Raw genomic sequence first — 25,866 nt, 5'->3', positions numbered from 1 at the left:
TTGGTCAGGTTTTTGCGTTTTCCGGCAGATCGCTGCACGAACCTTCGCTGCAGAGCGCGGCCCACTCCACGCCTTCGCGGGTCTGCCGGGCGGGGGCGTCCTGGTGATAGCGGGCGATGACCTGGGCGGCCACCGAGATGGCCACTTCCAGCGGGCGCTTGCCGGGGACTTCGGAGAGACCGATTGGGCAATGCATCTGCGCAATCAGCTCCTGTGGATAACCATGCTGTTCCAGCCTCATCTGGAAGCGCCGGGCCTTGGTGCGCGAGCCGATCATGCCGAGGAAGCCGGCGTCGCCGCGCTTTAGCACCGCCTCGGCGATGGCGTAGTCCAGCGGATGGTTGTGGGTCATGACCAGGAAGTAGCTGCCCGGCGGCGCTTCATGCACGGCATCTTCCGGCTCCTCCAGCAGGCGCATGCGCACGCCCTCGGGAACGGTCTGGGGAAACTCAGCCGCCCGGCTGTCCACCCACTCCAGGCGCAGCGGCAGCCCCGCCAGCAGCGGCGCCAGCGCACGGCCTACGTGGCCGGCGCCGAACAGCACCACCTGCGGTCCGCGCGCGGCAAAGCATTCGAACAGCAGGCTGGCGCGCCCGCCGCAGCATTGGCCCAGCCGCGCGCCGAGGGGGAAGTGCTCCAGTGCCTGGCTGTCCTTGCCGGCCAGCAGCAGCTGGCGCGCGTGCTCGATGGCGGCGAACTCCAGATGGCCGCCACCGATGGTGTCGAAGGCTTCCCCTGCAGTGACCAGCATCTTGCTGCCCGATTCGCGGGGCGTGGAGCCCTGCACGCCGATCACCGTGATCAGCACGTAGGGCTCGGCGCTGTCGCGCAGGCGGGCGATGGCGTCCATCCAGGTAGTGGTCATGGTTTCAGCTCCTGTGCCGACGACTTGCCCTCTCCCCAGCCCTCTCCCTGAAGGGAGAGGGAGCCGTCCTCTGCCTGTACTGAGCGCGGCAGGTCGTCGGGGACAATGGCCACCGGTTGGCGGCGCGATTGCGCCTCGCACCTATCCGTCCCCTCTCCCGCTTGCGGGAGAGGGTTAGGGAGAGGGGGCTCTTGCTGAGACTGGCGCATCGCCTCACAAGCCCAGAGCACCCGCTCCGGCGTCGCCGGCGTATCCAGGTCGGGGCTCAGGCGGTAATCGGCGAGGCTGGCGATGGCGTCGCGCAGCGCTGACCACACTGAGATCGCCAGCATGAACGGCGGCTCGCCCACGGCCTTGGACAGGTACACGCTGTCTTCCTCGTTGGGACGCTCGAACAGTGCCACGCGGAAGTCTTCCGGTGCGTCGCTCACCGCCGGGATCTTGTAGGTCGCCGGCCCCACGGTGAGCAGCTTGCCTGTGTCGTCCCAGCGCAGCTCCTCGGTGGTCAGCCAGCCCATGCCCTGGACGAATCCACCCTCGATCTGGCCGATGTCGATGGCCGGGTTCACGCTGCGGCCGACGTCGTGGAGGATGTCCACCCGAGGCACGCGGTACTCGCCGGTCAGCGTGTCCACTTCCACCTCGGACACTGCCGCGCCATAGGCGAAGTAGAAAAACGGATGGCCCTGGCCCTTCTCGCGGTCGTAGAAGATCTTCGGCGTGCGGTAGAAGCCGGTGGCGGAGAGCTGGATGCGCGCGAAGTAGGCCGCCTGGATGACTTCGGTGAAGCCCAGGTGCTGCGCCCCGACGGTCACGCCGCCGTGCTCGAAACGTATCTCCTGCGGCTTCACCCCATCGCGCTCAGCAAGGAAGTCGATCAGGCGCTTCTTCAGCGTGCGCGCGGCATCGCGGGCGGCCATGCCATTCAGGTCGGTGCCGCTGGAGGCGGCGGTGGGTGAGGTGTTGGGCACCTTGTCGGTGCGCGTGGCGGTGATCACCACGCGCTCCAGCGGCACCTGGAACTCCTCGGCGACGAGCTGCGCGACCTTGGTGTTCAGGCCCTGGCCCATCTCGGTGCCGCCATGGTTCAGCTGGATGCTGCCGTCGGTGTAGAGGTGGACCAGCGCGCCCGCCTGGTTGAGGTGCTGCGCGGTGAAGGAGATGCCGAACTTCACTGGCGTCAGCGCCAGGCCCTTCTTCAGTGCCGGGCTCTGCGCATTGAACGCGTGGATCGCCGAGCGGCGCGCGGCATAGTCGCTGCTCTGCTCCAGCCGCGCGATCAGTTCGCCCAGCAGGTTGTGCTCGACCTTCTGGTGGTAGGGCGTCAGCTCCCTGCCCATTCCGCCGTAAAGGTTGAGCTTGCGCACCTCCAGCGGGTCCTTGCCCACCGCGCGGGCGATGTCGTCCATGGCGCGCTCGATGATCATCATCCCCTGCGGCCCGCCGAAGCCGCGGAAGGCGGTGTGCGAGACGATGTTGGTGAAACTGCGGTAGCCGGAGATGGCGACGTCGGGGATGAAGTAGGCGTTGTCGGCATGGAACATCGCGCGGTCGACGATGGCGTCGGAGAGGTCCGGCGAATGCCCGCAGTCGCCCACCAGGTCGAGTTGCGCGGCGAGCAGCCGGCCGCCGTCGTCGAAGCCGATGCGGTAGCGGTTGTGGAACGGGTGGCGCTTGCCGGTCAGGCGCATGTCCTCGGCGCGCGGCAGGCGCAGCTTGACCGCGCGGCCGGTCTTGTTCGCCAGCAGCGCGGCGAGGCAGGCGAAGGGCGCGGCCTGGGTTTCCTTGCCGCCGAAACCACCGCCCATGCGCCGCACTTCCACTGTGACCTTGGCCAGTGGGATGGCCAGCACTTCGGCTACCAGCTTCTGCACTTCGCTCGGGTGCTGGCTGGAGGTGTGCACCAGCATGCCGCCGTCGTCGCCGGGCAGGGCGAGCGAGGCCTGGCCCTCGAGGTAGAAATGCTCCTGGCCGCCGATGACCTGGCGGGCTTCCAGCACCTGCGGAGCGTTTTCCAGCGCTGCCTGCGCATCGCCCCGGCGCATGTGGTGCGGCGGGCGCACGAAGCGTTCCTCGGCCTTGGCCCGCAGCGGGTCGATCAGCGGATCCTCCTTCGCGTATTCGACTTTCGCCAGACGCACTGCCCGACGCGCCTGGATCAGGCTTTGCGCGGCAACCGCGAACAGCGCCTGGCCGTGGTACTTCACCCGCTCGCCCGCCAACAGCGGGTCGCCGGGGAACACCGGGCCGATGTCGGTGTGGCCGGGTACGTCGTCCAGGGTCAGTACGGCCGCCACGCCGGGCGCGTTGCGCACGGCGTCGAGGTCAAGGGAGAGCACGGCACCGCAGGCGATTTCAGTCAGGCCGACGGCGGCGTGCAGCAGGTCGCGCGGCTCCTTCAGGTCGTCCACATAGCGCGCGGCGCCGCTCACGTGCAGCGTGGCGCTGTCGTGCTCGCGGGGTTCGCCCGCGCTGTGGATGGCGACCGTGACGCCGTTGCTGGCCAGCGGTGGCAGGCTACGCATGGCGCACCTCCGCAGGGCTTTGGGTCCATTCCAGTAGTGCGCGCTGTAACAGGTTCTGTGCCACCTTCAGCCGATAGGCGGCGCTGGCGCGCAGGTCGTCGATGGGCTGGAAATCCTGCGGGATCGCCGCTTGTGCGACGGCCATGGCGGCGGGGTCGAAGGGCCTGCCGCGCAGGGCTGCTTCGGTCTTTGCGCCGCGCAAGGGGGTAGCCGCCATGCCGCCGCAGGCAAGGCGCACGTCAGTGACGATGCCGGCATCGTCGAAGTCCAGGCGCAGGGCCAGGCAGACGGCGGAAATATCGTCGTCGCGGCGTTTGGAAATCTTGTCGACGCGGAACCGCTGGTTGCCGCGCAGGTGCGGAATCAGCAGCGCTTCGATGTACTCGCCGGGTTGCAGGAGTGTCTGCCGGTAGCCGGTGAAGAAGCCGTCGATGGCGACCTCGCGCACAGCTCCCTCCTTGCGCAGGCGCAGCCGGGCATCCAGTGCCAGCAGCACCGGTGGCATGTCGCCGATGGGCGAGGCGTTGGCGACATTGCCGCCCAGCGTGCCGCGCTGGCGAATCTGCAGCGAGCCCAGGCGTTCCAGCAGGGCGGCGACCCCGGGGAATTCCTCCAGGGCTTCGAGGCAGTCGGCGTAGGTCCGCGCCGCACCAATCAGCAGGTGCTCAGGGTGGACTTCAAGGCGCTGCAGTTCGCTCACCCGGTCGAGGTGGATCAGCGCCGGGAAGGTCTTCAGGTTCTGCGTGGCTTCCAGCGCCAGGTCGGTGCCGCCGGCGATCAGTCGTGCCTGCGGATGGCGTTGCAGCAGTTCGTCGAGTTCATCCAGCGAGGTTGGCAGCCAGGCCTGCGCTTCACCTTCGCGCAGGCTTGCGCCTGTGGATATCTCCCGAAGACGGGCGACGGTGAAGGCGGTGTTCTGGGCGAAGCGGTCGTGGCAGGGCTGCCCGGCGATCTGCGCAGCGGCGTCGAGAATCGGCCGGTAGCCGGTGCAGCGGCAGAGGTTGCCGGAGAGCGCGGTCAGTGCCGTCTCGCGGTCGTGCGGTGGCGGTGCGTGGCGCCAGGCGAACAGCGACATGACGATGCCCGGCGTGCAGAAGCCGCACTGTGAGCCGTGGCAGTCCACCATCGCCTGTTGCACCGGGTGCAGCGCGCCGGGTTCGCCAAGGTGCTCCACGGTCAGCACCTGGCGCCCGTGAACCGCACCCAGCAGCGTGATGCAGGCGTTCACCGCGCGATAGCGCAGCGCTTCGCCTTCAGGCTCGGCGAGCACCACGGTGCAGGCGCCGCAGTCACCCGAGGCGCAGCCCTCCTTGGTGCCGGTGCGCGCGCGGTGGATGCGCAGGTAGTCGAGCAGGCTGGTCTCGGGCGCGAAGCCGTCGGCCTGGACCGTTTCGTCGCCGAGCAGGAACTGGATCATCGGGAGTCCTCGTCGTCATGCGTGCGGCCGCGCCGCGTCGCGAAGGCTGTCCGTAAGCTCGAGAGCCGCGTGCGAAGGGCTCTCAGGCACAAGCATAGGCTCGCGGGCAGGCTTGACCAGTGGGGCAGGAAAACCGCTTCGCTCGAAAAGCTTCGAAGCACCGTACGTCGCGACTGGCGTTGTCCTCGCGGCGCTTTCGGGCGAAGGTGAGTTGACCATTGCAGAGGGAAAACGCTGATAACGGCCGGGCCAGACGCTTTGCGTCACGACTCCGGGCGTAGGACGCTACTATTCGCCTGATAGGAAACTTCTTCCTTTTATAGTTCTCTCCATAGAGAGACTCAATTTTCGTGATGCCCTAAATCAATGGGCATTCATTGTCATCAGGCGATAATCTTGCCCCTGTCGAATTTCAACCGATCGACCACTCGATTAAACGACAACTCTCTACGAGGAATTGCCTAATGAATCTGATCAACACCGCCGTTCAACCGTTCAAGGTCAACGCTTTCCACAATGGCAAGTTCATCGAAGTCACCGAGCAGTCCCTGAAGGGCAAGTGGTCCGTTCTGATCTTCATGCCGGCAGCTTTCACCTTCAACTGCCCGACCGAGATCGAAGACGCTGCCAACAACTACGCCGCCTTCCGTGAAGCAGGTACCGAGGTCTACATCGTGACCACCGATACCCACTTCTCCCACAAGGTGTGGCATGAGACTTCCCCGGCCGTTGGCAAAGCCCAGTTCCCGCTGATCGGCGACCCGACCCACCAGCTGACCAACGCCTTCGGCGTACACATCCCGGAAGAAGGCCTGGCGCTGCGCGGCACCTTCGTGATCAACCCGGAAGGCATCATCAAGACCGTCGAAATCCACTCCAACGAGATCGCTCGTGACGTCGGCGAAACCCTGCGCAAGCTGAAAGCTGCCCAGTACACCGCCGCTCACCCGGGTGAAGTCTGCCCGGCCAAGTGGAAAGAAGGCGAGAAGACTCTGGCTCCGTCCCTGGACCTGGTCGGCAAGATCTAAGAACGATCGGGAAGCGGTTGCGCGGCGGCTCCCGCCACGCAACCACCGGGCGTCCGCCCACGAAAGCTTCCCGAGCCGTTTGGCAACACCCCGAGGATGCCTACCGGCATCCTCCCTACCCAAGCCAAAAGCGTGCGTAGGGTGGGCTGAAAAGCCCGCCGGGGAACCCCTTTGCTCAGATTCCGAGGATTTGAATCATGTTGGACGCCACGCTTAAAACCCAGTTGAAGGCCTACCTGGAAAAGGTCCAGCAGCCGTTCGAGATCGTCGCGTCCCTCGATGACAGCGACAAGTCCCGCGAAATGAGCGAGCTGCTGCACGAAATCGTCGGCCTGACCGACAAGATCACCCTGCGTGAAGATGGTCGCGACGAACGCGTGCCGTCCTTCTCGCTGAACCGCCCGGGGGCGAACATCGGCCTGGCTTTCGCCGGCATCCCCATGGGCCACGAATTCACCTCCCTGGTGCTGGCGCTGCTGCAGGTCGGCGGCCACCCGTCCAAGCTCGAAGCCGAAGTGATCGAGCAGATCAAGGGCATCCAGGGTTCGTTCGTGTTCGAAACCTACTTCTCGCTGTCCTGCCAGAACTGCCCGGACGTGGTCCAGGCGCTGAACCTGATGGCCGTGCTCAACCCGAACATCCGCCACGTCGCCATCGACGGCGCGTTGTTCCAGGAAGAAGTCGAGCGCCGCCAGGTGATGGCTGTCCCGAGCATCTACCTCAACGGTGAAGTGTTCGGCCAGGGCCGCATGGGCGTGGAAGAAATCCTCGCCAAGATCGACACCGGCGCCGCTGCCCGCGAAGCCGAGAAGCTGTCGGCGAAGGAAGCGTTCGACGTACTGGTCGTCGGCGGTGGCCCGGCTGGCGCTGCGGCGGCCATCTACGCCGCTCGTAAAGGCATCCGTACCGGCGTCGCGGCAGAGCGCTTCGGCGGCCAGGTGCTGGACACCATGGCGATCGAGAACTTCATCTCGGTGACCGAGACCGAAGGCCCGAAACTGGCTCGTCAGCTGGAAGAACACGTCAAGCACTACGACGTCGACATCATGAACCTGCAGCGCGCCAGCGCGCTGATTCCGGCGAAGACCGCCGGCGGCCTGCACGAAGTGCAGTTCGAGGGCGGCGGCAGCCTGAAGGCCAAGTCGCTGATCCTGGCCACCGGCGCCCGCTGGCGCGAAATGGGCGTGCCGGGCGAGAAGGAGTACAAGGCCAAGGGAGTGTGCTTCTGCCCGCACTGCGACGGTCCGCTGTTCAAGGGCAAGCGCGTGGCGGTGATCGGCGGCGGCAACTCCGGCGTTGAAGCGGCCATCGACCTGGCCGGCATCGTGTCCCACGTGACCCTGCTGGAGTTCGACAGCAAGCTGCGCGCCGATGCCGTGCTGCAACGCAAGCTGTTCAGCCTGCCGAACGTTGACGTGATCACCAGCGCGCTGACCAGCGAAGTGAAAGGCGATGGCCAGAAGGTCACCGGCCTGGTCTACAAGGACCGCAACTCGGAAGAGTTCAAGTCCGTCGAACTGGAAGGCATCTTCGTGCAGATCGGCCTGCTGCCCAACAGCGAATGGCTCAAGGGCACCATCGAGCTGACCCCGCGTGGCGAGATCATCGTCGACGCTCGCGGTGAAACCTCGCTGCCGGGCATCTTCGCCGCCGGTGACGTGACCACCGTACCGTACAAGCAGATCGTGATCGCGGTCGGCGAAGGCGCCAAGGCGTCGCTCTCCGCCTTCGACCACCTGATCCGCTCCTCCGCGCCAGCCTGATGACCTCGCGCTAGAGAAAGAAACGCCCGATTCACGTGAGTGAACCGGGCGTTTTCTTTTGGATGATATTTACCTGCTGGTCCTGACGCGCGGGGTTAGCACCCTCTCCCTGAAGGGAGAGGGGACTGTCCGGCAGACGCGGAGATCTCTGCGCCCTCCGGCTGACTTCGAAAAGTATCGATGCAGAGGACGGCTCCCTCTTCCTTCAGGGAGAGGGCGGGGGAGAGGGCCAGCCTCGCTCCGAATCTTCAGAGAATCGGCGATACCAGCCGCGCCACGCGCATCCCCAGTTGCTGCAGGCGATGCACGCGCTTGCGGTCGTCCAGGGTCATCTCCACCGACTGCGCAAAGTCCTCTTCCAGCATGCTCTCCACGTCGCGGGCGAAGCCTTCGTCGACGGTGATCACCATGATCTCGAAGTTCAGGCGGAAGGAGCGGTTGTCCAGGTTGGCGCTGCCTACGGCGGCACTGTCGTGATCGATCAGCACCACTTTCTGGTGCAGGAACCCCGGCTGGTAGCGAAACACCCGCACGCCGGCGCGCACGGCGTCCAGCGCGTACAGGCTGGAGGCGGCGTAGACCGTCTTGTGGTCCGGCCGGGAGGGCAACAGGATGCGCACGTCCACGCCACGCAGCACCGCCAGACGCAGGGCGGCGGCGACGGCTTCGTCCGGGACGAAGTACGGCGTGGTGATCCACACCCGCTCCACCGCCGCATTGATCGATTCGACGAAGAACAGCGAGCAGGTTTCCTGGGTGTCCGCCGGGCCGCTGGGCACCACCTGGCAGAGCATCCCGGCGTCGTCGTAGCCGTCGGGCAGGATCAGCGTCGGCAGAGTATGGGTGGCCCAGAACCAGTCCTCGGCGAAGCACTCCTGCAGACACGCCACCGCCGGCCCGTGCAGTTCGATGTGGGTGTCGCGCCAGGGCGCCAGTGGGGGTTTCTCACCCAGGTATTCGACGCCGACGTTGTGCCCGCCGACGAAGCCGCGCACGCCGTCGACCACCACGATCTTGCGGTGGTTGCGAAAGTTCACCTGGAAGCGGTTGATCATCCCGCTGCCGGTGCTGAACGCGTGCACCTGCACGCCGCCCTGGCGCAGGCGCTCGATGTAGCGACGCGACAGGGCATGGCTGCCTATGCCGTCATACAGCAGGAACACGTCCACACCGTTGGCCGCGCGCTCCAGCAGCAGTTGCGCGAGGCGCTGGCCGAGGGCGTCGTCGCGGATGATGAAGAACTGCACCAGGATGACTTTCTGCGCGCTGGAAATGGCCTCGAACATCGCATCGAAGGAGGCCTTGCCGTTCACCAGCAGGCGCACCTTGTTGTTGGCCAGCGTCGGCATGCGCGCCAGGCCGACCATCGCCTTGAGCGACTTGTAGGCGTGGTACTGGCGGGCGGCGAGGGCCTCTTCCACCCAGGGGCGCCAGTCCAGTTCGGCGGCGGCCACGTGCATTTCCTCGTTGGCCTGCCGGCGTGCGCCGATGTAGGCGTCGAAGCGGCTGCGGCCGAAGACGAGGTAGGGCACCAGGGTCAGCAGCGGCATGAACACCAGCGACGTCGCCCAGGCGATGGCGCCCTGCGCAGTGCGCACGCTGAGCACGGCGTGGACCGCGGCGATGATCCCCAGCAGCTGGATGACGACCAGGAAGTGGGCGATGTAGGTGGTGTACTGCATGGGCGCGCGATCGGTTCCTTGTGGTCGGCGGTGTGTCTGAGCCTAGTTGACTCCCGGCGGCTGCGGCCAGCGGCTGACGGGGCCGCGCCAGTGTTCGTAGGTCTTGCCCAGGCGCAGCACAGCTATATCGGCGAAGCGCGGGCCGACGATCTGCAGGCCGATGGGCATGCCGGCGCTGGTGAAGCCGCAGTTGATTGAGAGTGCCGGTTGCTCGGACATGTTCCACGGCACGGTGAAGCCGATGTGCTCGAAGGGCAGCGCCGGGTCGTTGGTGGGTGACGCCCACTCGGCCGGGAAGGCTGAGACCTGGTTGGTCGGCGAGAGCAGGAAGTCTACTTCGTGGAATTGCTCGGCGGCCCGTCGACGCATGTCGAAAGTGCGGTTGTAGCCGCGCACCGCGTCGGCTCCGCTGACCGAGGCGCCGCCCTCGGCCCACTGGTAGATGTAGGGCAGCACCTTGGCCTGGCGTTCGCGCGGCAGGTTTTCCAGCTCGGCCCACAGGCGCGCGCGCCAGAACTTGTCGAGCCCATCGAGCAGTTCGCGGTCGAGGATCGGCTGCACTTCGACGATCTCCGCGCCAGCGTTGGCGAAGCGCTGCGCGACCGCCTCGACGGCGGCGCGGACTTCCGCGTCCGGCTGCAGGCCGCAGCCGGGGGCGAGCTGCAGGCCGATACGCAGGCCCTGCACGTCCAGCGGCTCGATGTGCCAGTCCAGGTCCGCCGGCGGCAGCGACGTGGCGTCACGCCAGTCCGGGCGGGTGAGGTGCTTCATCATCAGCGCCGCATCGTCCAGCGTGCGGGTCATCGGCCCGGCGCAGCGCCCGGTGTAGTACGGGTCGATGGGAATGCGCCCGAAGCTCGGCTTGAAGCCGACCAGGCCACACCAGCCCGCCGGCAGGCGCACCGAACCGCCGATGTCGGTGCCGATGTGCAGCGGCCCGTAGCCGGCGGCGGCCGCCGAGGCGGCGCCGGCGCTGGAGCCGCCGGGGTTCATGCGCAGATCCCAGGGGTTGCGCGCCAGTTCGTGGAAGCTGGAAAGCCCGGAGGAGAGCATGCCGAAGTCCGGCACCGTGGTTTTGCCCAGCAGGATCGCACCGGCCTCGAACATCCGCGCGGCAGGCGGTGCGTCGCCGGTTGAAGGTTGCAGCAGGGTGGCGGCGCTGCCCTGGGGAATCGGGTCGCCACGGGTGGCGATCAGCTCCTTGATGGTCACCGGCACGCCATCCAGTTCGCCGCAGGGCGCGCAGCGGATCCAGCGCGCCTCGGAGCGCCGCGCCTGCTCCATCGCCCGCTGCGGATCGAAGGCGAAGAGCGCGCAGAGTTGCGGCTCCCAGCGGTCGATGTGAGCGATCAGATGCTCCAGGTACTCGACGGGGGATAGCTGGTGCGAGCGGTACAGGGCCAGCAATTCGACGGCGGACAGGTCGTGCAACGGTGGCATGGCAGTCTCCGGCGTGGGGCTATGCCTCACCCTAGCCGAATCCGCGCCGCGATGGGATAGGCGCGGTCGTCACACCGCGCGCCGTCTTTCGTCGGATCAGGCGCGCTGGCGCGATTGCTGGTCGATCAGGTACTGCAGGCGATACAGATGACGGTAGCCCGATTCCCAGGCGCCGTGGCCGGATTTCACGTTGATGTGCCCGGCGGAGGGCAGGATCACCGTCTCGGCGCCCCAGGCGCGGCCAAGGATCAGCGCGCGCTGCGGGCTGCAGGCGGCATCGTTGTCCGAACCCACCAGCACGGCGGGGAAGGGCAGGTTCTGCGCGGCGATGGGGGCGAAATTGCGCAGAGCCTCGTGGCAGGTTTCCCGTTCCACGTCAGCTGGGGCGACCAGCAGGGCACCAGCGACCTGGGCGAGGGCGCGGCGGTCAGCGCGGGCCGCCCAGGAGGCGGCGGTGACGCAGCCCAGGCTGTGGGCAATGAGCACCACGCGGCCCGGTTCGCGGCGGATTTCGCGGTCCAGTTCGGCGACCCAGTCGTTGTGCTGCGGGGTGATCCAGTCCTGCTGCTGCACCCGCGCGGCGTTCGGCAGGGCGCGCTGCCAGTGGCTCTGCCAGTGGGCGTCATCGGAACCGTGCCAGCCCGGCACGATCAGGTAGCGGATGCGTTCATTGCGCATGGGGCGGCCCTCTCGAATCGTCATGAGAAGGCATTCTAGGGAGGGTTTTAATATTCGTTAAGGAATAAGAAATTCTTTGCTTATGCAGTATTTCTATCTAACGAATGGCGATAAGGCCTCAGTCCTGCTCCCGGTGCAGCGGGCAGCAGCGCGCCAGGATGCCTTCCAGGTTGAGGTCGGGCATGGCGTAGTCGCGCAGCGCCCTGGCGGTCTGCTCGACGTAGTCGCGGGTGGTGCCGAAGTGGCCCTGGGCGCTGTCGAGCACGTGCTGGACGATGTTGTCGGGCAGGGAGCCGGCGTAGCTGGGCAGGTGGCGCTCGAGGACGAAGCCCAGGGCGCGCACGCGGCTGCCGTCGTCGAGGCGGCAGTTCAGCCATTCCGGGCGGTAGGAGGCGTAGGGCATCTCCCGTTCCCACAGCGCATAGAGGTTGGCGTCGAGGTTGTCGTCGGGCAGGCGGAAGGCGAAGCCGGCGCAGGAACCACCACGGTCCAGGCCGAGCACCAGGCCCGGCGCTTCCGGGGTGCCGCGGTGGGTGAGGGACCACAGGTAGAGCCCGCGATGGTAGCCATGCACCCGCGCGCGGCGTGCCTCGGCCACCGGGAATTCCGGGCGCCAGATCAGCGAGCCGTAGGCGAACAGCCACACCGGGCCGGCGCCGTGTTCGCTCATGGTGATGTCGAGCGAGGCGCGCAGCTGTGCGGGTGTGAAGCGTTCCGGCACCCCCAGTGTCGGCGGATAGAACGGGCCTTCCGAAGCGGGAGACGATGTCATGCGGTACCCCTCAGGTCTCCAGACTGTCATCAACTTAGTGGAACAGCGGCGGCCACGGAAGGGCCTGAAAGGCATAGGTTTATTGCCAGGGCGGGGATGACGACGAACGGCGGGTGGTTTGGCAGGCGCAGCAAGCCACTGGCGCTCTGGTAGGGCGCATAACGCGCCAGCGTTATCCGCCCTAGGGTTTCGCCGGTTCAGGTCGGACCTGCTTTTCATGGCAGCAAGCTTGCCCGCGAACCTGCCATCCGCTGGACGCGGAGAATAAAAAAAGGCCGCTCACCCCTGCCTGAGTATTGGGAGAGCGGCCTTCAAGCTCGGTACGTTGTGGAGGTCCCTTTCTACACCCGCTCTGTTTCAGGTGTCTTACAGGTGCCTCAGCGCGCGGTGATCACCGCCAGTTTGGTAATCCCCGCCTTCTCGATGGAGGCCATGGCCTTGGCTACCTGGCCGTAGTTCACCGTCTCGTCGGCCTGCAGCTGCACCCGGACTTCGGCGTCCTTGGCCTTGGCCGCGGCCAGGTTGCTCTGCAGCAACTCCGGCTGGATCTCGTCCTTGTTGATGAACCACTTGCCGGCGCCGTCGATGCTCACCACCAGCGGGTCCTTCTGCTCCGGCGGGGCGACCGCCTCGGTCTTGGGCAGGTTGATCGGGATGGCGTTGGTCAGCAGCGGCGCGGTGACGATGAACACCACCAGCAGCACCAGCATCACGTCCACCAGCGGGGTCACGTTGATCTCGGAGAGAACTTCGTCGCTGTCCTGGGTCGAGAAGGCCATGTCAGCTCGCCTCCTTCACGCTGGCACCGGCAGCCGGTTTGCGCGCGGCGGTGGGCAGGGTGACGACACGGAAGGCGCTCTTCTGCGCGAGGCTGTAGAAGTCGTGGGCGAAGTCGTCGAGGTCGGCCGCAGTGAGCTTCAGGCGACGCAGGAAGTAGTTGTAGACCAGCACCGCCGGCACGGCGACGGCGATCCCCACGCCGGTGGCGATCAGCGCGCTGCCGATGGGGCCGGCGACGGTTTCAAGGCTCGCCGAGCCGGCCGCGCTGATGCCCTTGAGCGCTTCCATGATGCCCCACACGGTGCCGAACAGGCCGATGAAGGGCGAGGTGGAACCGATCGAGGCGAGCACCGCCAGGCCCGATTCCAGGGAGCGGCGCTCACGCTGGATCTGCTGGCGCAGGGCGCGTTCGAGGCGGTCCTGGTGGTTGATCGACTGGGCGAGGTCAGGCTGGCCGTTGTCCTGGACCTGGATGGCGGCGAACCCGGCCTGGGCCACGCGAGCACCGGCACCGGGCTTGCCGACGGCCTGGTCACCGGCCGATTCGAGGCTGGTGGCGCTCCAGAACTGCTTCTGGAAGCGTTTGTCCTGGGACTTCTGACGGGTGAACTGGACGCCTTTCACCAGGGCCAGTGCCCAGGTGACGACGGAGAAGCCGACCAGCAGCCAGATGACTGCGCCTTCGACGGATTCCAGGGGGTTCAGGGGCAGACTCATGGGTGTTCTCCTTCCGCGATTCTCGTGCGGCTGATCTGGGCAAGTTGAATCAATGCAATTTGAAATCGATGGGTACGCTGACCCAGCCTTCCTGGGCCACGTCGCCGCGCTTGGCGGGGACGAAGCTCCAGCGTTTCACGGCGCGCACCGCGGCATCGTCCAGGGCGTCGCGGCCGCTACTCTTCTGCACCTGGATCTCGCTCGGGCTACCGCTGGCGAGGACGTGGACGCGCAGCAGCACGGTGCCTTCCCAGCCACGGCGCTGGGCCAGGGGTGGGTATTCCGGCGCCGGGTTTTTCAGGTAGCCGGCGCTGGCTGAGGGCGGCGTCAGCGGGGCTGGAGCCGGCGGAGCGGGCGGAGCCGGTTGCGGCGGCGGGGTTTCGGCCTTGGGCGGCGTGGGTTGCTCGACCGGCTTGGGCACAGGCTTGGGCTTGGCCACGGGCTTCGGCTTGGGTTTGGGAATCGGCTTGGGCGGCGGTGGTTTCACCGCGTTCTCGTCCACCACCGGGGGCGGCGGCTCCTGCACCACCGGCTCGGGAATCGGCTCGGGCGGCGGCGGCTCGACCACCGGCGGCGTCGGTGCAGTGAATTCGATGGTCATCGGCGGCACCTGCGGCGGCACCTCCGGCAGCTGCGGGGTGGGCTGCTGGCTCAGCCAGTAGACCACCGCGCCATGCAGTGTCAGGGCAAACAGACCGAGCAGCACGGCTTCGCGGCGGCTCAGCGCACGGGCTTTCGCCGGCACGTGGCGGCCCAGCTCCAGCGCGTGGCGCAGCGGGCGGCCGAGATCGACCAGGTCGCCGCCGGGCACGTGGCGCAGGAACGCATCCGGCGCGAGGGCATGCTGGGGTTGAGCCATGAACGATCTCCTTGCTGGTCTGCGCGGCTCTAAGTCGCGCCTGGAACGGACCTGCATGATTGGCGGAGCGTCTTAGCTCTTGAAGTGATTGTTTCTCTTGTTTAAATAACTTTCGGTGCTATAGGTTTTCGGCGGATCGCTGCAGGCCGCACCATTCGTGGGTTTCAGCGGATCGGCAAAAATCCGATGCCTTTGCGGCATGGAAAATATGCAGGAAAGGTTGGTGTTTTTTTGAGCAAAGGCCCTGGCGCGCGGCTTTGCGAGGCGCTGAAACGAAAAAGCCCGGTCATTCGACCGGGCTTTTCATACGTGTCAGCTACGCGGCGATCAGAACGCCGGCACCACGGCACCCTTGTACTTCTCGAGGATGAACTGCTTCACCTCGGGGCTGTGCAGGGCGGCGGCCAGCTTCTGCATGGCGGCGCTGTCCTTGTTGTCCGGGCGGGCAACCAGGATGTTCACGTAGGGCGAGTCGGCGCCTTCGATGGCCAGCGCGTCCTTGGTGGGGTTCAGCTTGGCTTCCAGGGCGTAGTTGGTGTTGATCAGGGCGAGGTCGACCTGGGTCAGCACGCGCGGCAGGGTGGCCGCTTCCAGCTCACGCACCTTGATGTTCTTCGGGTTCTCGACGATGTCTTTCGGGGTGGCGGTGATGGACTTGTTGTCCTTGAGCTTGATCACGCCGGCCTTGTCCAGCAGCAGCAGCGCGCGGCCGCCGTTGGTGGCGTCGTTGGGGATCACCACGGTGGCGCCGGAGGGCAGCTCTTCGAGCTTCTTGAACTTGGTGGAGTAGGCGCCCAGCGGCTCGATATGCACGCCGGTGACGGCGATCAGGCTGGTGCCCTTGGTCTTGTTGAACTCATCCAGGTACGGCTGGTGCTGGAAGAAGTTGGCGTCCAGGCGCTTCTCGGCGACCTGGGTGTTGGGCTGCACGTAGTCGGTGAATTCCTTCACCTTCAGCTCAACCCCTTCCTTGGCCAGGATGGGTTTGACGAAGTTGAGGATCTCAGCGTGCGGCACCGGGGTGGCGGCGACGGTCAGGCTGTCGGCGGCCTGGGCCAGCGGGGCGCCGATGACGGCGGCGGCAGCGAACGCGGCGAACAGTTTCTTCATGGTTGGCTCCTTGGTCGGCCCGCATCCGGCGGGCCTTGTGGTTATTTGCGCGAGTAATGGACCACCAGCTTGTCGCCGACGGTCTGCAGGATCTGGACGAGGACCACCAGCATCACCACGGTGAGCAGCATCACGTCGTCCTGGAAGCGTTGGTAGCCGTAGCGGATCGCCAGGTCGCCGAGGCCGCCGGCGCCGACCACGCCGGCCATCGCGGTGTAGGACACCAGGGTGATGGCAGTGACGGTTATGGCGGCAATGATGCCCGGGCGGGCCTCGGGCAGCAGGGCGTTCCAGATGATCTGGCGGGTGCTGGCGCCCATGGCCTGGGTGGCTTCGATGATGCCCTTGTCCACCTCGCGCAGCGCGGTTTCCACCAGGCGCGCGAAGAACGGCGTGGCACCCACCACCAGCGGCGGGATGGCCCCGGCGACGCCCAGCGAGGTGCCGACCAGGATCACCGTGAGCGGAATCAGCACGATCAGCAGGATGATGAACGGCAGCGAGCGCAGCACGTTGACGATGAACGCCAGCACGCCGTAGATGCCGCGGTTGGCGAACATCTGCTTGGGTCCGGTGAGGAACAGCAGCACGCCCAGCGGCAGGCCGAGGATGACGGTGAACAGCAGCGAGCCGCCGAGCATCCAGAAGGTGTCGAGGCTGGCCTGGAGGATCTCGGACCAATCAATATTTACGAAGAAATCGCTCATGCGCGCAGCACCTCCACATGGACTTCGGCGGCGTTGAGCTGCGCCAGAGCGGCTTCGATGTCACCGCCCACCAGGGACAGGGTGAGCTGGCCGTAGGGCTGGTCCTTGATGCGGTCGATGCGCCCGGCAAGGATGCTGTAGTCGACGCCGGTCTGGCGCGCGACGGTACCCAGCAGTGGCGCGTAGGTCGCTTCGCCACGGAAGGTCAGGCGCAGGATGCGCCCCGGTACGTGGGCGAAGTCGTCGTGCTGCTCGTCCTCATCGACGCGCTCGGCCTCGAAGACGAAGCGGCGGGTGGTCTCGTGCTGCGGATGGAGGAACACGTCGGCGACCTCGCCCTGTTCGACGATGCGCCCGGCATCCATCACCGCGACCTGGTCGCAGACGCGGCGGATCACGTCCATCTCGTGGGTGATCAGGACGATGGTCAGCTTCAGCTCGCGGTTGATTTCCGCCAGCAGTTGCAAGACCTGGCCGGTAGTCTGCGGGTCGAGGGCGCTGGTGGCCTCGTCGCAGAGCAGGATGGTCGGCCGGCAGGCCAGCGCGCGGGCGATGCCGACGCGCTGCTTCTGGCCGCCGGACAGCTGCGCCGGGTACTTTCGGGCGTGGTCCTTGAGGCCGACGCGATCGAGCAGTTCGTCTACCCGCGCGGTGATCTCGGCGGCGCTGAAGGTGCCGGCGAGCTTCATCGGCATGGCGATGTTGTCGGCGACGGTCTTGGAGGCCAGCAGGTTGAAGTGCTGGAAGATCATCCCGACGCGCTGGCGGAAGCGGCGCAGGCCGTCGGCGTCCAGGGCGGTGATGTCTTCGCCGTCGATGACGATGCGTCCGCCGCTGGGCTCTTCCAGGCGGTTGATCAGGCGCAGCAGGGTGCTTTTACCGGCGCCGGAATGGCCGATCAGGCCGAACACCTGGCCGCCCTCGATGGACAGGCGGGTCGGCTGCAGGGCCGGGATATCGCGTCCGGCGACGCGATAGGTCTTGTGGACGTCGTGGAATTCGATCACTTAGCGAACCTTGTGGGTACGGGGAGGCGCCGCTCGCTACCGGGGCCGTCGGATGAACAGGCGTAGGCAACGAGCGTAGGCGGTCAGCCAAAACCGCGCATTTTAACCTGCTTTTTTATGGCTGATTAATCTTTGTTCAGCTAAGCACGGAACAAAAGGGAATAACTGGCGCCGCGAACGGGCGCCCGTGGGGTTCAGGGTGTGCAGTTCGGCTGGGCGGCCGGGGCGACCGGAGCTGCGGGCTTCTGCAGGCCGCTGACGTCGGCGGCGACGCCGGGGGCGCGGGGCATCAGTGAGCGGGCGCGGGTCAGGGCGGTGGTGGCGCCATTGACGTCGCCCTTGGCCAGCGCTTCGCGGCTGCGCTCAAGGTACGCGTCCGCCAGGCGCTTGCGGCGCTCGGCGAGCTGGGTGGCGTCTTCCTGTTCGGAACCCAGCGCGAGCTGCGCGGATTCCAGACGGCCGGCGGCCAGTTCGGTCTCGAAGCCACTGCTGCTGGGCGGATTGCTCGCGGTGCTCTGGCAGGCCGCGAGGGCCAGCGCCATGGCCATCAGCGCGAACAGGCGGATGACGAACGACTTCATGCGTCAGGGTCTCTTTTGATCAAAAAATCGCCAAATTCTACACCGTCCGGCGCGGCAGGACAAAACTCAGCAGGAACAGGGCCGCCGCGCTGACCACGATGGAGGGGCCGGCGGGGGTGTCCTTGAACCAGGACAGCGAGAGCCCGGCGCACACCGCCACCAGGCCGATCAGACTCGCGCCGAAGGCCATCTGTTCCGGGCTGCGCGCATGCCGCTGGGCGGCGGCGGCTGGGATGATCAGCAGCGAGGTGATCAGCAGCACGCCGACGATCTTCATGGCCACGGCGATGACGATGGCGATCAGCAGCATCAGCGCCAGGCGGATGGCGGTGACTGGCAGGCCTTCGACCCGCGCCAGTTCCTCGTGCACGGTGATCGCCAGCAGCGGGCGCCACAGGCAGCAGATCAGCCCCAGCACCAGGGCGCTGCCGGCGACTATCCACAGGAGGTCGGTCTGGCTGACGGCGAGCAGGTCGCCGAACAGGTAGGCCATCAGGTCGACGCGCACTTCCTTCATGAAGCTCAGGGTCACCAGGCCCAGTGACAGCGTGCTGTGGGCGAGGATGCCGAGCAGGGTGTCGGCGGCCAGCGGCTGGCGCTGCTGCAGGGTGACCAGCAGGACGGCGAGCAATACGCAGCCGACGGTCACCGCCAGCGTCGGGCTGACGTCCAGCAGGAAGCCTAAGGCCACGCCGAGCAGGGCGGCGTGGGACAGGGTGTCGCCGAAATAGGCCATGCGTCGCCAGACGACGAATGAACCCAGGGGCCCGGCGACCACCGCCAGGGCGAGCCCGGCGAGGAGGGCGTTGAGCAGGAAATCAGCCATGGTTGCAGTCGGGGCCGTGCTGGTGGACCGGAGTGAAGCGGGTGCCGGCCGGGAAGGCGGGTTTCACCACCTCGCCGTGCAGGTCGTGGGAGTGGTCGTGGTGGTGGTGGTAGACCGCCAGGCTGCGGGCGTCCTGGCCGAACAGCTCGACGAAGGCCGGGTCGCCGCTGACCTGTTCCGGGTGCCCGGAGCAGCAGACGTGGCGGTTCAGGCAGACCACCTTGTCGGTGGCGCTCATCACCAGGTGCAGGTCGTGGGAGACCATCAGCACGCCGCAGCCGAGGCGGTCGCGCAGGCGGCCGATCAGGCGGTATAGCTCGGCTTGCCCTGCGACGTCGACGCCCTGCACGGGCTCGTCGAGCACCAGCAGTTCCGGCTTGCGCAGCAGGGCGCGGGCCAGCAGCACGCGCTGCAGCTCGCCACCGGAGACGCTCTGCAGCGGCTTGTCGATGACGTGGGCGGCGCCGACTTCCTTCAGCGCGTCGAGCGCGTGGGAGCGCTGCACGCCGGGGACCAGGCGCAGGAAGCGGAAAACCGTCAGCGGCAGGGTCGGATCGACGTGGAGCTTCTGCGGCATGTAGCCGATGGACAGCTTCGGCTGGCGCCAGACGCTGCCGGTATCGGGCTGGAGCAGGCCGAGCACGCTGCGTACCAAGGTCGTCTTGCCGGCGCCGTTGGGGCCGATCAGGGTGACGATCTCGCCGGGGGCGATGGTCAGGTCGACGTTCTGCAGCACCGCCTGGCCGCCATAACTGACGCCAACGCCTTGCAGGCGGATCAGGGCGTCGCTCATCACGCCTCCCGCTGGCCGGGGGCGCAGGCGCCGCAGAGGCCGACGATCTCGACGGTCTGGCTTTCCACGGCGAAGCCGACGCCCTTGGCGCCGGCGACGATGGCCTCGCTGATGGCCGGCTGTTCCAGCTCAATGGCGGTGTGGCAGGCGCGGCAGATCAGGAACTGGCCTTCATGGGCGTGCTCCGGGTGGGCGCAGCCGATGAAGGCGTTGAGCGAGGCGATGCGGTGTACCAGGCCGTTTTCCAGGAGGAAATCCAGGGCGCGGTAGACCGTCGGCGGCGCCGCCTTACGGCCGTCCTCTTCGCTCAGCACGGCGAGGATGTCGTAGGCGCCCAGCGGCTTGTGGCTCGCCCAGACCAGCTCCAGCACGCGCCGGCGCAGCTCGGTCAGGCGTACGCCCTGACGCGCGCACAGCGCATCGGCGTCGGCCAGGGCGCTGGCCACGCAATTGGCGTGGTCGTGCGGACGGCAGGCGAGGGGAGTCTTGGGGGCAATCTTGTACATGCGCGGCGACGCTCGGGTTCAGAGACGTTATTATATTACTCTTTCATGTCTCCCCTGTGTGAGTACCGCCGTGTCCTTCCGTCCCGTCGCCCTGCTGACCGCCGCCTGTGCGCTGCTGCTCAGCCTCCCCGTACGTGCCGAGGTCAGCGTGCTGACCAGCATCAAGCCGCTGCAACTGATCGCCGCCGCCATCCAGGATGGCGAGGGCACGCCGGACGTACTGCTGCCGCCGGGCGCCTCGCCGCACAGCTACTCGCTGCGCCCGTCGGACATCCGCCGCGTGCGCGACGCACAGCTGTTCTACTGGGTTGGCCCGGACCTGGAGAACTTCCTGCCCAAGGTGCTGGAAAGCCGCAAGGGCCCGAACGTGGCCGTGCAGGACCAGGCCGGCATGCACCTGCGCAAGTTCGCCGACTTCAGCGGGTCCAACCACCCGGACCATGACGATGCTCACGATGATCTGGGCCACGATCATGATCACCGCCCCGGCATGATCGACGCGCATTTGTGGCTGTTGCCGGCCAATGCCCAGGTGATCGCCGCACGCATGGCCGAGGACCTGGCCATCGCCGACCCGACCAACGCCAGCCGCTACCAGGCCAACCTGAAAGCCTTCGACGAGCGCATGGAGACCCTCGACGCCCGCCTGAAACAGCGCATCGACCCGCTCAAGGGCAAGCCGTTCTTCGTCTTCCACGAGGCCTTCGACTACTTCGAAGAGGCCTATGGTCTGCGCCATGCCGGCGTCTTCGCGGTGTCCGCAGACGTGCAGCCGGGCGCCCGCCATGTCGCCATGATGCGTGCGCAACTGCAGAAGGCCGGCCCTTCCTGCATCTTCAGCGAGCCGCCGATCCGCCCGCGCCTGGCCGACACCCTGAGCCAGGGCCTGCCGGTGCGCCTGGCCGAGCTGGATGACCTGGGCGTGGGCGTCAAGGTGGATGCCCAGGGCTACGAAAACCTGCTGGGCAACCTGGCAGACGAGTTCGCGGGGTGTCTGGAGAAGCTCTGAGTCGGCGCTCTGCCCAAGCTTCCTCGCTCGTAGGGCGAATAACGCCTCGGGCGTTATCCGCCGTTGGGCCTCGGAGGGCGGATAAAGCGTTCCGTTTTATGCGCCCTACGTTGCTGAGTAATCCGCGGTTCCGGATTTCCCCCTGTGGGAGTGGGCTGCTTTTCAGACACGCAGGTGGGCGCGCTCCAACAATTCAGGTGCGGCACAACGCCATCCCCGCGCCTGATCGCCGCACCCTCCCTGCCTGAAATTTCCCGCACTTTCCTCCCCTGATTCCCCGCCAATCGTCGGCTTTCCGCAGCTTTGACGGCGTTCGTCGTTCAATTGTCTATGGTGTCTAGTTGGGGTTGCCTGACACAAGATGTTGATGGTGATCAGGAATCTATGCCTACATATGGGGTCTACTCGCGCTCCATTTGCGCCTGCCACCCAACCGACAGGAGGTTATTTCCCGGATGGCCAAGACCGATGCGCGCCAACGCGGCGCCAAACCAGGAGTTCTCGCCCTGCAGCCTGCCTCGCAGGACATCTGGGACAGCAAGTACCGCCTCAAGCACAAGAGCGGTGACCCCATCGACGGCAGCGTTGACGAGACCTGGCAGCGCGTCGCCCGCGCCCTCGCCGACGTCGAGGCCAACAAGGCGCTGCGCGAGCACTGGTACGAGCGTTTCCTCTGGGCCCTGCGCAACGGCGCCATCCCGGCCGGGCGGATCATTTCCAACGCCGGTGCCCAGGGGCACAAGCCGGCCACCTCGACCATCAACTGCACCGTGTCGGGGATCATCCGCGACTCCATGGACGACATCCTGGAGAAGGTCCACGAGGCCGGGCTGACGCTCAAGGCCGGCTGCGGTATCGGCTACGAGTTCAGCACCCTGCGCCCGCGTGGCGCCTACGTCTCCGGCGCCGGCGCGCACACCAGCGGGCCGCTGTCGTTCATGGATATCTACGACAAGATGTGCTTCACCGTCAGTTCCGCCGGGGGGCGGCGTGGCGCGCAGATGGGCACCTTCGACGTCAGCCATCCGGACGTGCGCGAGTTCATCCGCGCCAAGCGTGAAGACGGCCGCCTGCGCCAGTTCAACCTCAGCCTGCTGATCACCGACGGCTTCATGAACGCCGTGGAGGACGACGAGGACTGGCCGCTGGTGTTTCCGATCCACCAGAAGGAACGCGACGAAGTTGATCTGAAGAACGCCGAGGAAGTGGTCTGGCGCGACTGGCCGCTGCACGACGAGTACCTGGTGGGGGACGATGGCCGCGTGGCCTGCAAGGTCTACGGGCGGGTCAAGGCGCGGCACCTGTGGGACATGATCATGGTGTCCACCTACGACTACGCCGAGCCCGGCTTCATCCTCATCGACCGGGTCAACGAGATGAACAACAACTGGTGGTGCGAGGCGATCCGTGCCACCAACCCCTGCGGCGAGCAGCCGCTGCCGCCCTACGGCTCTTGCCTGCTGGGCTCGGTGAACCTGACCACCTTCGTGGTCGATGCCTTCGGCGACAATGCGCGCTTCGACTGGGAACGCTACCGCGAAGTGGTCCGGGTGTTCACCCGCATGCTCGACAACGTGGTGGAGATCAACGGCCTGCCGCTGGAGCAGCAGCGCGCGGAAATTCTCGGCAAGCGTCGCCACGGCATGGGCTTCCTCGGCCTGGGCTCGGCGCTGACCCTGCTCAAGCTGCGCTACGGCAGCCCGGAAGCCTGCGTGTTCACCGAGGAAGTGGCGCGCGAGATGGCCCTGGTCGGCTGGGAAGTGGCCCTGGAACTGTCCCGCGAGAAAGGTCCGGCGCCGGCCCTGGTGAAGGAATACGACGTCACCGCCGAGATGCTGCGCAAGCGCCCGGAGATGAAAGCCGATGGCCTCAAGGTCGGCGACAAGGTGGCCGGCCGCGTGCTGCACGCCAAGTACTCGCGCTACATGCAGCGCGTTGCCGAGCATGCGCCGCAGCTGATCGAGGAGCTGGCCGAGCACGGTGCGCGCTTCACCCACCACAGCTCCATCGCGCCCACCGGCACCATCAGCCTGAGCCTGGCCAACAACGCCTCCAACGGCATCGAGCCGAGCTTCGCCCACCACTATTCGCGCAACCTGATCCGCGCCGGGCGCAAGACCAAGGAGAAGATATCGGTCTTCAGCTACGAACTGCTGGCCTACCGCGACCAGATCGACAACCACGCCGTGCCGGGGGCCGAGGAAGAGAAGCACCGCCTGCCGGACTACTTCATCACCGCCGACGACATCACGCCGCAGCAGCACGTGGATATCCAGGCCGCCGCGCAGAAGTGGATCGACTCGTCGATCTCCAAGACCGCCAATGTCCCCACCGACTACCCGTTCGAGGACTTCAAGGACATCTACCTCTACGCGTGGCGCCAGGGCCTGAAGGGCTGCACCACCTTCCGCTTCAACCCGGCGGCCTTCCAGGGCGTGCTGGTGAAGGAGTCGGACCTGGAGAAGACCCTGTACCGCTTCGAGCTGGAAGATGGCAGCGTGGTGGAGCTCAAGGGTAACGAGGAAGTGGAATACGACGGCGAGATACACACCGCCGCCAACCTCTTCGATGCCCTGAAAGAAGGCTATTACGGCAAGTACTGATACCCCTGGAGAATGCTATGAGCGTCAAGATCAACCAGAAGATCAAAGGCTTCCAGGTGGTGGACGTGGCCGAGGAAAAGGCCCGTGTGGAAGCCGCCGCGGCGGCCGCCGTGGTGAAGATGGATGAAACCCTGCAGCGGCCGGAGCTGCTGGTCGGTGCGACCTACAAGATCAAGTCGCCGCTGTTCGAGCATGCGCTGTACGTGACCATCAATGACGTGGTGCTCAACCCGGACACCCCGTACGAGCAGCGTCGGCCCTTCGAGATCTTCATCAACTCGAAGAACATGGACCACTTCCAGTGGATCGTCGCGCTCACCCGGATCATGTCCGCGGTATTCCGCAAAGGCGGTGACTGCACCTTCCTGGTGGAAGAAATGAAGGCGGTGTTCGACCCGCGCGGCGGCTACCTGAAGCGCGGCGGCATCTATATGCCGTCGATCGTCGCCGAGATCGGCGCGGTGGTAGAGCGCCACCTGGTCGCCATCGGCCTGATGGAAGGCCCGCAGCTGGACGAAGAGCAGCGCCTGTACCTCGCCGAGAAGCGCGCCGCCTACGAAGCCGCCCAGGGCACCAACAAGGCCGAACCCGGCGAAGGCTTCCCCGCCGGTGCCCAGCTGTGCGGCAAGTGCAACACCATGGCGGTGGTGCAGATGGATGGCTGCGCGACCTGCCTGAACTGTGGGCATTCCAAGTGCGGGTGAGCCAGAGCTAAGCAATCTCGAAAGACCGGCCATGGACGACCGGGGCTCCCTGTAGGAGCGGGCCATGCCCGCGATCGCGCGCATGGCGCGCTCCTACAAGGGGCTCATCAGTTTCCGGTAGGCGCAGTGCTCAAAGGAGTGGGCCGGGTCCGCGAACCGTCGCTGAACTACAGGGCAAACGGCAAACGAATCCCCACCGTCTGCCGCTGCGCCAGCCGACGTTCGAACTCGCTTGGGTCGTGGATCAGCACGTCCTGCCCGGCGAATGCCTCGGCGGCGATCAGCCGCGACAGCCAGAAGCGCACGCAAGCCACTCGCAGCATCTCCGGCCATAGCTCGGCTTCGAGCGCGGTGAACGGCCGCCTGGCCGCATAGGCCGCCAGCAGGGCGCGGGCGCGCGGGCCGTCGAGGGTGCCGTCGTCCGTCGAGCACCAGTCGTTCACGGTGATCGCCAGGTCGTAGAGCATCCAGCCGGAGCTGGCGTTGTAGAAGTCGATCACCCCCGCCAGGTGCGGGCCGTCGAACAGTACGTTGTCGCGGAACAGGTCGGCGTGCAGGTTGGCGCGCGGCAGCGCCGGTTGTTCGGCGAGCAGGCGGGCGATCTCCTCCAGGGCATCACCCAGCAGGGTCGCGGCGTGGCCGGACAAGTGCGACTGCATCGTCTCGCCTTCATGCAGCATCCAGCTCAAGCCACGGTCACTGGGACGCTCGATGATCCGCTCGCGGGTCGCCAGGTGCAGGCGTGCCAGCAGGTCGCCGACTTCCTGGCAGTGATGGTTGTTCGGCGAGCGTTCGTGACGGCCGGCCAGACGCGGCTGCAGCAGCGCCGGCTTGCCTTCGAGCTGGCGCAGCGCCTCGCCGCTCTTCGTGCGCAGGGCGTAGGGCACCGGCAGGTCGGCTTCGTGCAGGACGTCGAGCAGCTCGATGAAGAACGGCATCTCCTGCACCGGGCCGCGCTCCACCAGGGTCAGGACGAATTCGCCCTGTTCCAGGCTGACGAAGAAGTTGCTGTTCTCCGAGCCTTCCGCGATGCCGCGGAAGTCCCGCAGCCGGCCGAGACCGTAGGGGGCGAGAAAGTCTTCCAGGACCGGACGTTCCAGAGGCGTGAATACCGACATGCTCAATCCTCTGGAGCGTCGTGGAGGGGAGGGTTTACCAGCTGAAGATCTGCCACTGCGGAATCAGCTTGTCGGGCTGGTCCGAGCGGATGAAGTTGCCGTCGCTGCCGTCCTGGCGCACCAGGAAGTACGGCTTGCCGTGCTTGGGCACGACCTTGATGGCGTAGAGGAATCCGTTCACGCGGTATTCCTGGATGGTCTTGTCGCCCTCCTGGCGGATGGTCACATCCGGTTCCGGCGTCGGGGCATCGTCCGCCGCCAACACGGTGGTCGCGCCAAGACCCAGCAGAGCGGCGAGCAACAGGCGGTTCAACGTACGCATGATAACCTTGTCCCTTTGTCGAATTGGCTACGGACATTTTAGCCCGAGCCCTTC

Annotated in this window: 24 protein-coding genes; 5 read left to right on the top strand and 19 right to left on the bottom strand. The window is 66.5% G+C overall.

Translation table 11 applies throughout. The features are described from left to right. Nucleotides 1–4: 4 nt before the first annotated feature. From xdhC to xdhA, 3 genes are read right to left on the bottom strand one after another with little or no spacing between them, the layout of a single operon-like run. On the bottom strand, nt 5–865 hold the full coding sequence (gene xdhC, locus IB256_RS16500) for a xanthine dehydrogenase accessory protein XdhC (protein ID WP_192403308.1): 861 nt from the start codon (nt 863–865) through the stop codon (nt 5–7). Next, nucleotides 862–3,390, bottom strand: coding sequence for a xanthine dehydrogenase molybdopterin binding subunit (gene xdhB, locus IB256_RS16495; RefSeq protein WP_192403306.1), 2,529 nt, complete (start codon nt 3,388–3,390; stop codon nt 862–864). The genes xdhC and xdhB overlap by 4 nt, the downstream gene beginning before the upstream one ends. Continuing rightward, on the bottom strand, nt 3,383–4,807 hold the full coding sequence (gene xdhA, locus IB256_RS16490; RefSeq protein ID WP_192294182.1) for a xanthine dehydrogenase small subunit: 1,425 nt from the start codon (nt 4,805–4,807) through the stop codon (nt 3,383–3,385). Before xdhA ends, xdhB begins: the two co-directional genes overlap by 8 nt. Nucleotides 4,808–5,271: 464 nt before the next feature. Between xdhA and ahpC the strand changes: the two genes are divergently transcribed. Both ahpC and ahpF read left to right on the top strand, forming a co-directional pair. Next, nucleotides 5,272–5,835 carry an alkyl hydroperoxide reductase subunit C gene (gene ahpC, locus IB256_RS16485; protein WP_081518843.1) on the top strand — a complete coding sequence of 188 codons (564 nt, stop codon included), beginning with the start codon at nt 5,272–5,274 and terminating at the stop codon, nt 5,833–5,835. Between the two features lie 197 nt (nt 5,836–6,032). After that, nucleotides 6,033–7,598: an alkyl hydroperoxide reductase subunit F gene (gene ahpF / locus IB256_RS16480; RefSeq protein WP_192294180.1), complete on the top strand. Its 1,566-nt coding sequence runs from the start codon at nt 6,033–6,035 to the stop codon at nt 7,596–7,598. Nucleotides 7,599–7,846: 248 nt separating this feature from the next. On the opposite strand, the gene cls is transcribed toward ahpF, so the two are convergent. The 14 genes from cls to zur form a co-directional block, all read right to left on the bottom strand. Next, a complete protein-coding gene (gene cls, locus IB256_RS16475; RefSeq protein ID WP_192403304.1) occupies nt 7,847–9,280 on the bottom strand; it encodes a cardiolipin synthase in 1,434 nt (477 codons plus the stop codon). A 42-nt stretch (nt 9,281–9,322) separates the two neighbouring features. Next, a complete protein-coding gene (locus IB256_RS16470) occupies nt 9,323–10,720 on the bottom strand; it encodes an amidase (protein ID WP_192294168.1) in 1,398 nt (465 codons plus the stop codon). A gap of 96 nt (nt 10,721–10,816) precedes the next feature. Further along, nucleotides 10,817–11,398, bottom strand: coding sequence for an alpha/beta hydrolase (locus IB256_RS16465; RefSeq protein ID WP_192403302.1), 582 nt, complete (start codon nt 11,396–11,398; stop codon nt 10,817–10,819). A 118-nt stretch (nt 11,399–11,516) separates the two neighbouring features. After that, nucleotides 11,517–12,170, bottom strand: a complete 654-nt coding sequence (locus IB256_RS16460; protein ID WP_192294164.1) for a gamma-glutamylcyclotransferase — start codon at nt 12,168–12,170, stop codon at nt 11,517–11,519. 377 nt (nt 12,171–12,547) lie between these two features. Next, the gene (locus IB256_RS16455) at nt 12,548–12,949 is read right to left on the bottom strand and encodes an ExbD/TolR family protein (RefSeq protein ID WP_081518837.1); all 402 of its coding nucleotides are present in this window, start codon (nt 12,947–12,949) and stop codon (nt 12,548–12,550) included. 1 nt (nt 12,950) lies between these two features. Then, complete coding sequence (locus IB256_RS16450; protein WP_192403300.1) at nt 12,951–13,667, bottom strand: MotA/TolQ/ExbB proton channel family protein; 717 nt, start codon at nt 13,665–13,667, stop codon at nt 12,951–12,953. Between the two features lie 49 nt (nt 13,668–13,716). Continuing rightward, nucleotides 13,717–14,526: an energy transducer TonB gene (locus tag IB256_RS16445; RefSeq protein WP_192294162.1), complete on the bottom strand. Its 810-nt coding sequence runs from the start codon at nt 14,524–14,526 to the stop codon at nt 13,717–13,719. A gap of 327 nt (nt 14,527–14,853) precedes the next feature. Next, a complete protein-coding gene (locus IB256_RS16440; RefSeq protein WP_192294160.1) occupies nt 14,854–15,636 on the bottom strand; it encodes a MetQ/NlpA family ABC transporter substrate-binding protein in 783 nt (260 codons plus the stop codon). A 41-nt stretch (nt 15,637–15,677) separates the two neighbouring features. After that, a complete protein-coding gene (locus tag IB256_RS16435) occupies nt 15,678–16,343 on the bottom strand; it encodes a methionine ABC transporter permease (protein ID WP_024766991.1) in 666 nt (221 codons plus the stop codon). After that, nucleotides 16,340–17,350: a methionine ABC transporter ATP-binding protein gene (locus IB256_RS16430; RefSeq protein ID WP_192225579.1), complete on the bottom strand. Its 1,011-nt coding sequence runs from the start codon at nt 17,348–17,350 to the stop codon at nt 16,340–16,342. The genes IB256_RS16435 and IB256_RS16430 overlap by 4 nt, the downstream gene beginning before the upstream one ends. A 194-nt stretch (nt 17,351–17,544) precedes the next feature. Further along, a complete protein-coding gene (locus tag IB256_RS16425) occupies nt 17,545–17,931 on the bottom strand; it encodes a hypothetical protein (protein ID WP_138213311.1) in 387 nt (128 codons plus the stop codon). Between the two features lie 37 nt (nt 17,932–17,968). Continuing rightward, nucleotides 17,969–18,757: a zinc ABC transporter permease subunit ZnuB gene (znuB, locus tag IB256_RS16420; RefSeq protein ID WP_037016176.1), complete on the bottom strand. Its 789-nt coding sequence runs from the start codon at nt 18,755–18,757 to the stop codon at nt 17,969–17,971. After that, nucleotides 18,750–19,550 (bottom strand): zinc ABC transporter ATP-binding protein ZnuC, encoded by an 801-nt coding sequence (znuC, locus tag IB256_RS16415; protein ID WP_192403298.1) that lies wholly within the window; start codon nt 19,548–19,550, stop codon nt 18,750–18,752. The genes znuB and znuC overlap by 8 nt, the downstream gene beginning before the upstream one ends. Next, entirely contained in the window at nt 19,550–20,056 is a 507-nt protein-coding gene (zur, locus tag IB256_RS16410; protein ID WP_015474971.1) for a zinc uptake transcriptional repressor Zur, read from the bottom strand. The genes znuC and zur overlap by 1 nt, the downstream gene beginning before the upstream one ends. Nucleotides 20,057–20,126: 70 nt before the next feature. Here zur and znuA point away from each other — a divergent pair, with 70 nt between their 5' ends. From znuA to IB256_RS16395, 3 genes are all read left to right on the top strand, one after another. Continuing rightward, nucleotides 20,127–21,065, top strand: a complete 939-nt coding sequence (znuA, locus tag IB256_RS16405; protein WP_192403296.1) for a zinc ABC transporter substrate-binding protein ZnuA — start codon at nt 20,127–20,129, stop codon at nt 21,063–21,065. A 455-nt stretch (nt 21,066–21,520) separates the two neighbouring features. After that, the gene (locus tag IB256_RS16400) at nt 21,521–23,668 is read left to right on the top strand and encodes an adenosylcobalamin-dependent ribonucleoside-diphosphate reductase (protein ID WP_192403294.1); all 2,148 of its coding nucleotides are present in this window, start codon (nt 21,521–21,523) and stop codon (nt 23,666–23,668) included. A gap of 17 nt (nt 23,669–23,685) precedes the next feature. Next, nucleotides 23,686–24,372: an NrdJb gene (locus IB256_RS16395; RefSeq protein WP_017521239.1), complete on the top strand. Its 687-nt coding sequence runs from the start codon at nt 23,686–23,688 to the stop codon at nt 24,370–24,372. 167 nt (nt 24,373–24,539) lie between these two features. On the opposite strand, the gene IB256_RS16390 is transcribed toward IB256_RS16395, so the two are convergent. Then, a complete protein-coding gene (locus IB256_RS16390) occupies nt 24,540–25,490 on the bottom strand; it encodes a homoserine kinase (protein ID WP_192294154.1) in 951 nt (316 codons plus the stop codon). A 34-nt stretch (nt 25,491–25,524) separates the two neighbouring features. Then, nucleotides 25,525–25,812 carry a DUF2782 domain-containing protein gene (locus tag IB256_RS16385; protein ID WP_045213413.1) on the bottom strand — a complete coding sequence of 96 codons (288 nt, stop codon included), beginning with the start codon at nt 25,810–25,812 and terminating at the stop codon, nt 25,525–25,527. Between the last annotated feature and the right edge of the window lie 54 nt (nt 25,813–25,866).

The sequence above is a fragment of the Pseudomonas sp. PDM17 genome (assembly GCF_014851985.1).
In the GTDB taxonomy this organism is placed as follows: Bacteria; Pseudomonadota; Gammaproteobacteria; order Pseudomonadales; family Pseudomonadaceae; genus Pseudomonas.
Note: the sequence above shows the minus strand (reverse complement) of the source record. Positions and strands in the feature narration are given on the sequence as shown.

Coding starts and splice junctions, on each gene's coding strand:
- xdhC (WP_192403308.1), bottom strand. CDS start 865: ATGACCACTACCTGGATGGACGCCATCGCCCGCCTGCGCGACAGCGCC.
- xdhB (WP_192403306.1), bottom strand. CDS start 3,390: ATGCGTAGCCTGCCACCGCTGGCCAGCAACGGCGTCACGGTCGCCATC.
- xdhA (WP_192294182.1), bottom strand. CDS start 4,807: ATGATCCAGTTCCTGCTCGGCGACGAAACGGTCCAGGCCGACGGCTTC.
- ahpC (WP_081518843.1), top strand. CDS start 5,272: ATGAATCTGATCAACACCGCCGTTCAACCGTTCAAGGTCAACGCTTTC.
- ahpF (WP_192294180.1), top strand. CDS start 6,033: ATGTTGGACGCCACGCTTAAAACCCAGTTGAAGGCCTACCTGGAAAAG.
- cls (WP_192403304.1), bottom strand. CDS start 9,280: ATGCAGTACACCACCTACATCGCCCACTTCCTGGTCGTCATCCAGCTG.
- IB256_RS16470 (WP_192294168.1), bottom strand. CDS start 10,720: ATGCCACCGTTGCACGACCTGTCCGCCGTCGAATTGCTGGCCCTGTAC.
- IB256_RS16465 (WP_192403302.1), bottom strand. CDS start 11,398: ATGCGCAATGAACGCATCCGCTACCTGATCGTGCCGGGCTGGCACGGT.
- IB256_RS16460 (WP_192294164.1), bottom strand. CDS start 12,170: ATGACATCGTCTCCCGCTTCGGAAGGCCCGTTCTATCCGCCGACACTG.
- IB256_RS16455 (WP_081518837.1), bottom strand. CDS start 12,949: ATGGCCTTCTCGACCCAGGACAGCGACGAAGTTCTCTCCGAGATCAAC.
- IB256_RS16450 (WP_192403300.1), bottom strand. CDS start 13,667: ATGAGTCTGCCCCTGAACCCCCTGGAATCCGTCGAAGGCGCAGTCATC.
- IB256_RS16445 (WP_192294162.1), bottom strand. CDS start 14,526: ATGGCTCAACCCCAGCATGCCCTCGCGCCGGATGCGTTCCTGCGCCAC.
- IB256_RS16440 (WP_192294160.1), bottom strand. CDS start 15,636: ATGAAGAAACTGTTCGCCGCGTTCGCTGCCGCCGCCGTCATCGGCGCC.
- IB256_RS16435 (WP_024766991.1), bottom strand. CDS start 16,343: ATGAGCGATTTCTTCGTAAATATTGATTGGTCCGAGATCCTCCAGGCC.
- IB256_RS16425 (WP_138213311.1), bottom strand. CDS start 17,931: ATGAAGTCGTTCGTCATCCGCCTGTTCGCGCTGATGGCCATGGCGCTG.
- znuB (WP_037016176.1), bottom strand. CDS start 18,757: ATGGCTGATTTCCTGCTCAACGCCCTCCTCGCCGGGCTCGCCCTGGCG.
- znuC (WP_192403298.1), bottom strand. CDS start 19,550: ATGAGCGACGCCCTGATCCGCCTGCAAGGCGTTGGCGTCAGTTATGGC.
- zur (WP_015474971.1), bottom strand. CDS start 20,056: ATGTACAAGATTGCCCCCAAGACTCCCCTCGCCTGCCGTCCGCACGAC.
- IB256_RS16400 (WP_192403294.1), top strand. CDS start 21,521: ATGGCCAAGACCGATGCGCGCCAACGCGGCGCCAAACCAGGAGTTCTC.
- IB256_RS16395 (WP_017521239.1), top strand. CDS start 23,686: ATGAGCGTCAAGATCAACCAGAAGATCAAAGGCTTCCAGGTGGTGGAC.
- IB256_RS16390 (WP_192294154.1), bottom strand. CDS start 25,490: ATGTCGGTATTCACGCCTCTGGAACGTCCGGTCCTGGAAGACTTTCTC.
- IB256_RS16385 (WP_045213413.1), bottom strand. CDS start 25,812: ATGCGTACGTTGAACCGCCTGTTGCTCGCCGCTCTGCTGGGTCTTGGC.